Genomic DNA, 6363 nt, shown 5'->3' with positions numbered 1-6363 from the left:
GTTTAGCGAGACCCCGCCTGAACCGAGCACCGCAGGTTGCCCCGGAGCGAAGCGCAGGGGACGCAGGAGCCAGGGTCGCCTTTTCTTTGCTTACTTTCTTTTGGCGAAGCAAAAGAAAGTGAGTTGCCGCCGGGCAACCCCCGGCCAGCCGCCCTCAGCAAAGAGCAAGGCGCGCAAGCCGGCGCAAGACCCGGCCCTACCCCCTCAGCTCAACCCAAAAAACACTCCCCCGCCCCGCCCGGGAAGCCAACCCAATCGGATGCCCCAGCGCCTCGCTGAGCCGAGAAACAATCGCCAACCCCAAGCCAAACCCCTCTTCCGTCCCCTGCAAGGGAATCCGGTAAAACTCCTGGAAGATCGCCTGCTGGTGTTCCTTGGCGATGCCCACGCCGGTGTCCCAGATTTCAATGCAGGGTACGCCGCGCCGCCGGCGCACGGCCATCAGCACGCCGCCGCGGTGTGTGTTGCGCAGCGCGTTTGAGAGAAGGTTGCCCACCAGCCGCTGCAGCAGCACCGGGTCCGACCGGATCTGCCCGGTGGCGCCGCGCACCCTGAGGCGCAGGCTGCGCTCACGGGCGAAGGGCGCGTACTGCGCTTCCAGGTCCTGCAGCAGCACGGCCAGGTCGACCTCCTGCGGGTTGACCCGGAGCGGGTCGGCTTCCAGCCCGGCCAGGTCGAACAGGGAGTTGAACAAGTCGTTGACGGCCTTGGTGGAGCGCACGATCTTGGGCGTGATCTGCTCGACGAATTCGGGCTCGGCGGCCAGCCAGCCGGCGTACAGGTCCAGGGCGTGCACGGGCTGGCGCAGGTCGTGGGCGGCGCTGGCGATGAAGCGGTTCTTGATCTCCACCGCCTCCAGCGCGGCGCGGCTCTGCTCGGTCAGCGACTTGATCAGCGTGGAGTTGTCGTACTGCAGCTCCAGGTTGACGCGCTGCACCTCGTGAAAGCGCTGGCCCGAAACGCGGATCACGGCCCAGTAAATCACCACCAGCGCCAGCATGCCGTAGGTGTTGAAGGTCGAAGGCAGGCCGCCCTCCTTCACCAGCTCGTACAGCAGCGCGATCACGACCGATATCCCCAGGCCGTTCACATAACTCCTGAAGCAGGGCAGCCAGGACGAAAACGTGCCCACCGCGAAGCCGGCCATGCCGACCAGCACGACCATGCAGAGGAACTGGTCGTAAATGGGCGCCTTGAGGAAATAGATGAACATGGACGCGCCCCAGGCCATGGCGCTGGCCGGCCAGGTCCAGCCGTAACGCGCCATGAAGGCGCGCAGCGGCGGGCCGCTGACGCCGACCAGGTTGCGCTGGTAAATGCTGATGACCCCGTAGCGCGACAGGGTCACGACGGCGGTCGCCGTCGCCCAGAGGCCCAGGGCCAGCGGGTCCACGTGGCGGTAAAGAATCGCCACCATCACCACCAGCAGCACCAGCGCCGAATGCAGGGCCGGCCGGGCATAACGCATGAAGGTGTGGATCAGCCGCATCTCCACCCACTCCTCGCGGGAGAAGTCCGCAACGCTCTGGGGGGGCCGGATCGTTGGGGAGGCGTTCATGGGGGCGAGTTTACGTCCCCCTGCCGCGCGGCTTCCTGACACGGCGCGCGGGTGTTGCGCGGGGTGGACGAAACCGGTGCCCGGGCCTGCCCGATTGCGTACACTGGGCAATTCCCCGAGGGCCAGGAGCCCGGACTCCCGCCGTGCAGGATGGCGCCGCACGGCAGGGGCATAAAAAATGCAGGATCCGCACATGCAACGCAATGGACAGGCCGAACTCGCCCCCGCGAGCCCGGCGGCACACGCCGCCCGGCGCACGGCGCTGGCCGTGCCGGCCTTGCACAACCCCGCCAACCCGGCCCGGCTGGCGCTGCTGGCCGCGCTGCTGGCCTTTGTCTACGCCATCCTGTCCACGCCGGCCGCCTACACCTCGCGACCCGACACGCTGGCCGCCATCATCTGGCCCGCGCCGGCCCTGGCCGCGGCGCTGCTGTGGAACCTGCCCTACCGCCAGTGGCCGCTGTTCCTCGTCGCGGTCTTCCTGTCCATGATGCTGGTCGGCGACGCCGACCCGCTGTCGGTGAAGGCCGATGCGGCCTTCGCGCTGCTCAATGTCTTCGAGGTGGCGCTGTTCGCCTTCCTGGGCCGGCGCCTGGTCTGCGAAAGAGGCGACATCGACACCACACGCAAGCTGGCGCGCTTCATGTTCTTCCTGCCGCTGCTGGCCACCAGCGTGGTGGCGGCCCTGGGCGCCACGATAGGCGCGCTGACCAAACACACCAGCTGGCTGGAAGAGTGGCGCGTGATCCTGCTCGGCAACGGGCTGGCCGTGCTGGTGTTGCTGCCGGCCCTGCTGGCCTGGTGCTCGCGCCAGGCCCGGGCTTCGGCGCCGCCCACCGACAGGCCGGGCACGGCCCTCGCCGCGGCCGCGCTGGCCGCCGTGCTGATGGCCGCCTCGGCGCTGGTGCCGGGCTTCCCGGCCGAGGTGCTGCGTGTGCTGCTGGCGCTGGTCATGGTGTGGGCGGCCATCAGCGGCGGCCTGCGCGCGGCCTCGCTGGGCGTGCTGGTGGCGGCGAGCGCCGGCATAGGCCTGGCCATCGCGGGCTACGGCCCCTACAGCGCGGCGCGCGGCGGCGATGAAGGCACCTGGGAATTGCAGGTGGACCTCGCGGGCCTGGCCGTGCTGTCCTTCTTCGTTGGCATCGCGATGAACGAACGGCAAAAACTCAACCTGCGGCTGGAGCGCGCCCGGCGCTTTGAAACCATGGGCTTCCTCACCGGCGGCATCGCCCACGACTTCAACAACATCCTGGGCGCCGTCGGCGGTTATGCAGAGCTCGCGGTGGAGCGCGAAAAATCCGGCCTGCCGGTGCGCGCCCCGCTGGGCGAAGTGGCCGCCGCCGTGGCGCGCGGCAAGGACCTGACCGAGCAGATTTTGCTGGCCGGCCGCCAGGGCGCGCGCACGCGCCAGGCCACCGACCTGCGCGACCTGGTCTCCGAAGCCGTGGCGCTGGTGACACCGCTGCTGCCGCCCGGTGTGCGGCTGGGGGTGGAGGTGCCGACGGCGCCCGTGCCGGTGCTGGTGCACCGCGGGCAGCTGACGCGTGCCATCCTGAACCTGCTGCGCAACGCCTCGCAGGCCGCGGCAAGCCGGGTCGAGCTGCGCCTGGCGACATCGGCCGGCGGCGAACCCGCCGGTTATGCGCGCGAAGCCGACACCGGCGTCGGCGACACGCTCAGCGACCACTGCGCCTGGCTCGACGTGCTGGACGACGGCGGCGGCGTCGCGCCCGCGCACGTGCACCAGCTCTTCGACCCCTTCTTTTCCTCGCGCTCCTCGCAGGGCGGCAAGGGCCACGGCAAAGGCCACGGCACCGGCCTGGGCCTGGCCATCGTCGCCGGTGTGGCGGCCGACCACGCCGGCGGCGTGGCGGTGTGGACAGGCCGCGGCGAGCGCACGCGCTTTTGCCTGATGCTCCCGCTGCTGACCGCGCAGGAAGCCGCGCAACTGCCGCTGATCGCGCCGCCCGCGCCGCTGGGCCGGGGCGAAACCGTGCTGGTCGTGGCGCAGGATGAAGCGGCGCGCGAACGCACCGAAGACACGCTGGCCGCGCTGGGCTTTGAGCCCGCGGGCTACGGCCCCGCTGATGCCGCCGGCGGCCCGCAAGGCCTGGGCGAACATGCGCAGCTGCTGGTGTGGCTGGACTCGTCCGGCGCGCAAGGCGCGCCCGACAGCCTGCTGGCCGCGCTGCGCGCCAGCGACCCCGGCCTGCCGCTGGTGCGCTGCACCGGCGCGGCCCCCGGCAAGGGCCGGGAAGCTGTCATCACGCATGAAGCCGGCGTGGTTACCATCACCGGGCCCTTTGACGGCGCGGCCTTGCGCCAGGCCGTCAAAATGGCCGCCGGCCTGTCCGACGCCCCGCCGGCCCGGCCCGGCGGCGATGTTGATGTCCATCCTGATGAAGAAGGCAGGCAGCCATGACGCAGACCCAACCCCAATCCATCCTGGTCGTCGACGACGACGACGCCCTGCGCAAGCTCCTGATCGACTACCTGGGCGGCCACGGCCTCTCGGTGGACGGCGTGGGCACGGCGACCGAAGCGGTGCAGGCCGTTTCCAACAAGGCCTACAGCCTGGTGCTGCTGGACCTGAACCTGCCCGACGGCGACGGCATAGACCTGGCGCGCAAATGGCGCGCCGAGGCCAACATCTCCATCATCTGCCTGACCGGCCGGCTGGAAGAAGCCGACCGCGTCATGGGCCTGGAGCTGGGTGCCGACGACTACATCACCAAGCCTTTTTCGCTGCGCGAAGTGCTGGCCCGCATACGCGCGGTGACGCGCCGCGCCTCGGGCGCGCCTGCCGGTGAGCCGGCCGGCGAGCGCCCCACCCACAGCAGCGTGCAGGTGCCCGTCACGCGCGGCAAACACCCGCGCGCCTACCGCTTCGCAGCCTGGGGGCTCAACCTCAACACGCGGCGGCTGACCTCGCCCGAAGGCAAGCCGGTGTCGCTGACGAATGCCGAGTTCAACCTGCTGGCCGTCTTCCTCGGAACGCCCGGGCGCATCATTTCGCGCGAGCAGTTGCTCGAACGCACGCGCGCCTTCGACGACATCTACGACCGCGCCATCGACGTGCAGATCCTGCGGCTGCGCCGCAAGCTCGAGGCCGACGCGAAAAACCCCAAGCTGCTGTGCACCGAGCGCGGCGTCGGTTATTTCCTGAACGCCGAGGTGGAAGCGCTGTGGGAGTGAGCCTCCCGCGCCTTCTTCCATTTTTCCGCGGCCCCTACCGCATTTCTTTTGTGACGCCCTATGACCACTGACCTGATCACCGAACTCGGCAAGCAGCCCATAGACGGGCCGCTGCCCGCCGGCAACGAGGTGCGCGAAGAGCCCGCCTTCGAATTGCTGGAAGCCGAATTGGCCAAGCTCGCCAGCCCGGTGCACAGCGCGACCATGGACTGGCACAAGGTCACGCAGTGGTCGACCGAATTGCTCTCCACCAAAGGCAAGGACCTGCTGGTGGCCAGCTACCTGACGGGTGGCCTGCTGGAAACCCGCGGCCTCTACGGCCTGGCCGACGGCTTGCAGGTGCTGGCCGACATGCTGCAGACCTACTGGGACACGCTCTACCCCGGGCTCAAGCGCATGCGCGGACGCCGCAACGCGGTGCAGTGGCTGGTCGACCGCGTGCAGCAGCGCGCCACCGAAACCGACTGGGGCGCCCTGCCGCCGCAAGAGGCCGAACTGGTCGCGCGCCTGGTGGCCAGCCTGGCGGCCATCGACGCGGTGCTGGTGGACAAGGACAGCGAAGCGCCGTCCATTCGCGCACTGCAAAGCCTGGTCAACAACCTGACGGTGATCGAAGACACGCCGGCGCCCGCGCAGGCACCCGCGGCGGCCAGCGCCGCGCCCGCCGCCGACAGTACGGCCGCCCCGCCGGCCACGCTGCTGCTGGACTCCGCCGACAACGTCGAACGCGCGCTCGAAGAAGCCTGCACGCGCCTGGGCAGCCTGGCCGAATGGTTCCTGGCCAACGACAGCAGCAACCCGCTGTCCTACCGGCTGAACCGCACGGCCGCCTGGTCGGCACTGGAAGCCCTGCCGCCCGCCGACGGCGGCCAGACCCGCTTGCCGCCGCCCATCTCGCAACTCACCGATGCGCTGGCCCGATTGAAAGACAGCCAGTCCGACGCCGAACTCGTGGCCTTCGCCGAAGCCCAGCTGGTCAACTTCCCCTTCTGGCTGGACCTCAACGGCATCTGCGCCGCCGCGCTGGGCCGCATGGGCAGCGGCTTCGCGGCCGCGCGCCAGGAAGTCTGCAACGAAACGGCCCGCCTGCTGGCGCGCCTGCCCGGCCTGGAAAAATTGTCCTTCTCCAGCGGCATGCCCTTCGCCGCCGGCGACACGCTGGACTGGCTCGCCACACTGATGCCCGGCATCGCCGCGGGCAGCGCGCCTGCGGCAGCCGGAGGCCGCACCAGCGATGCCGTCACCGCCGCCATCGGCAATGCCCGCGCACTGGCGGCCAACGACGACCTCGCCAGCGCCGCAGCCTGCCTGCAGGAGCAACTCGCGCTGCAACCCACGGCGCGCGACCAGCTGCTGCTGCAAATCCGTTTGTGCGAGCTGCTGCTGAAGCACCGCCCCGGCGCCGCCCTCACAGCTTTCGCGCAAGCGGTGGTGCAAGCCATAGACCGCCACCAGTTAGGCGCGTGGGACCCGGCCATGGCGCTGGACGGCCTGCAGGTGGCTTACGGCGTGATGGCCCGCAACGAGGAAGACCGCGGCGCGGCGGACGCGCTGCTGGCGCGCATTGTGGCGCTGGATGCGGCCACCGCGGTCAAGCTCGTGACCTGAGC

General features: G+C 70.0%; 4 protein-coding genes. 3 read left to right on the top strand and 1 reads right to left on the bottom strand.

Going from position 1 to position 6363, the window contains the following annotated elements; all coding sequences use genetic code 11:
* Positions 1-196 precede the first annotated feature (196 nt).
* Entirely contained in the window at positions 197-1558 is a 1362-nt protein-coding gene (locus ACLV8F_RS19765; protein ID WP_411885907.1) for a sensor histidine kinase, read from the bottom strand.
* Between the two features lie 193 nt (positions 1559-1751).
* On the opposite strand from ACLV8F_RS19765, the gene ACLV8F_RS19760 reads away from it, so the two are divergent.
* From ACLV8F_RS19760 to tssA, 3 genes are read left to right on the top strand one after another with little or no spacing between them, the layout of a single operon-like run.
* The gene (locus tag ACLV8F_RS19760; RefSeq protein ID WP_411885906.1) at positions 1752-3980 is read left to right on the top strand and encodes an MASE1 domain-containing protein; all 2229 of its coding nucleotides are present in this window, start codon (positions 1752-1754) and stop codon (positions 3978-3980) included.
* A complete protein-coding gene (locus ACLV8F_RS19755) occupies positions 3977-4753 on the top strand; it encodes a response regulator (RefSeq protein ID WP_411885905.1) in 777 nt (258 codons plus the stop codon). The genes ACLV8F_RS19760 and ACLV8F_RS19755 overlap by 4 nt, the downstream gene beginning before the upstream one ends.
* A gap of 60 nt (positions 4754-4813) precedes the next feature.
* The gene (gene tssA / locus ACLV8F_RS19750; RefSeq protein ID WP_411885904.1) at positions 4814-6361 is read left to right on the top strand and encodes a type VI secretion system protein TssA; all 1548 of its coding nucleotides are present in this window, start codon (positions 4814-4816) and stop codon (positions 6359-6361) included.
* Positions 6362-6363 lie beyond the last annotated feature (2 nt).

It is taken from the genome of Polaromonas sp. YR568, from assembly GCF_943369675.1.
Taxonomy (GTDB): domain Bacteria; phylum Pseudomonadota; class Gammaproteobacteria; order Burkholderiales; family Burkholderiaceae_C; genus Polaromonas.
The sequence above is the reverse complement of the archived record's forward strand: the minus strand, read 5'-3'. Positions and strand labels throughout refer to the sequence as shown.

Bases quoted from the DNA above. Each gene is read 5' to 3' on its own strand.
- ACLV8F_RS19755 (WP_411885905.1), top strand. From the start codon at position 3,977: ATGACGCAGACCCAACCCCAATCCATCCTGGTCGTCGACGACGACGAC.
- ACLV8F_RS19765 (WP_411885907.1), bottom strand. From the start codon at position 1,558: ATGAACGCCTCCCCAACGATCCGGCCCCCCCAGAGCGTTGCGGACTTC.
- tssA (WP_411885904.1), top strand. From the start codon at position 4,814: ATGACCACTGACCTGATCACCGAACTCGGCAAGCAGCCCATAGACGGG.
- ACLV8F_RS19760 (WP_411885906.1), top strand. From the start codon at position 1,752: ATGCAACGCAATGGACAGGCCGAACTCGCCCCCGCGAGCCCGGCGGCA.